The 1,157-nt window shown below is 67.5% G+C and carries 2 protein-coding genes; both read left to right on the forward strand.

Annotation, left to right across the window (positions count from 1 at the left end; genetic code table 11):
- The coding region (locus tag HX774_RS18410; protein WP_178828891.1) for an ABC transporter permease subunit at positions 1-359 on the forward strand (359 nt) is incomplete at its 5' end.
- The gene (locus HX774_RS18415; protein ID WP_178828892.1) at positions 356-1,156 is read left to right on the forward strand and encodes an ABC transporter ATP-binding protein; all 801 of its coding nucleotides are present in this window, start codon (positions 356-358) and stop codon (positions 1,154-1,156) included. The genes HX774_RS18410 and HX774_RS18415, both read left to right, overlap by 4 nt.
- The last annotated feature ends 1 nt before the right edge of the window (position 1,157 follow it).

Below are 1,157 nucleotides of genomic sequence, written 5' to 3' on the forward strand. Positions count from 1 at the left end.
CGGCTCGCGACCGTCCCTATGTCGTCGCCGCCCGGATCGGCGGCGTGAGCCGGCTCCAACAGGTCTTCCGCCATGTTCTCCCTGTGCTTTTACCGAGCCTGACAGCCATGACCGCTTTCCACTTCGCCGACATGCTGGTGGCCTCCAGCGCCCTGTCCTTCCTGGGCGTCGGCGCGCCGCTGGGATCGCCGGCCTGGGGCGCCATGCTCGCCGAAAGCCGCCCCTATCTCTTCCTGGCCCCCTGGATGATGGCGGTTCCCGCTGCGGCCCTCGCTCTGACGGTGCTGCTGCTCAACCTTTGCGGCGACGCCTTGGCCCAGCGCCTCGGGGGCCGCCGCCGCACGGACCTTCGCCGATGAGCCCGCTTATAGCCCTCCGCGGCCTCACCATTGACGCTGGTGGCTCCTCTCTTGTCCACGGGCTCGACCTCGTCCTGGCCCCGGGGCGCATCCTCGGTCTCGTCGGCGAATCCGGATCTGGCAAGTCTCTCACCACCATGAGCATTCCGGGCCTTTTGCCGCCGGGCTGCCGCATCGCCGCCGGCGAAATCCTCATGGACGGCCAGGACCTCTCGCGTTTGCCGGAGGCCGAGTTGAGACGTCTGCGGGGCCGCGAAATAGGTGTCGTGTTCCAAGACCCATTCACCAGCCTGAACCCGGTCCGCCGCATCGGCTCTCTTCTTGAGGAGGTCCTTAAACGGCATCGACCCGGCCTAGGCACGGGCGCAGCCAGAAACCTGGCGGTGGAGGCTCTCGATCAGGTCGGTCTTCCAGACCCCGAAGGCAAGGCCCGCGCCTATCCCCACCAGATGTCCGGCGGACAGCGTCAAAGGGCCCTGATCGCTCTCGCTCTTGCAAATAGTCCCCGACTGCTCATCGCCGACGAGCCGACGACGGCTCTCGATCCGACGGTTCAGATCGAAATACTCGACCTCCTACGGCGCTCGGTCGGCCGAACCGGAGGCGGCGCCATCTTCGTGACCCACGACCTGGGCGCGGCAGCCTATCTTTGCGATGATCTGGCCGTCATGCGCCACGGACGCATCGTCGAGCAGGGTCGCGTCGAGGACGTGGTCCTCCGTCCCAGCCACCCTTACACGATCGAGCTTCTGGCCGCGGCTCCCCGCCTCGCGCCCGCCCCGGAGACACGGCCATGAC

Source organism: Brevundimonas sp. P7753, from assembly GCF_013386595.1.
GTDB lineage: Bacteria > Pseudomonadota > Alphaproteobacteria > Caulobacterales > Caulobacteraceae > Brevundimonas > Brevundimonas bullata.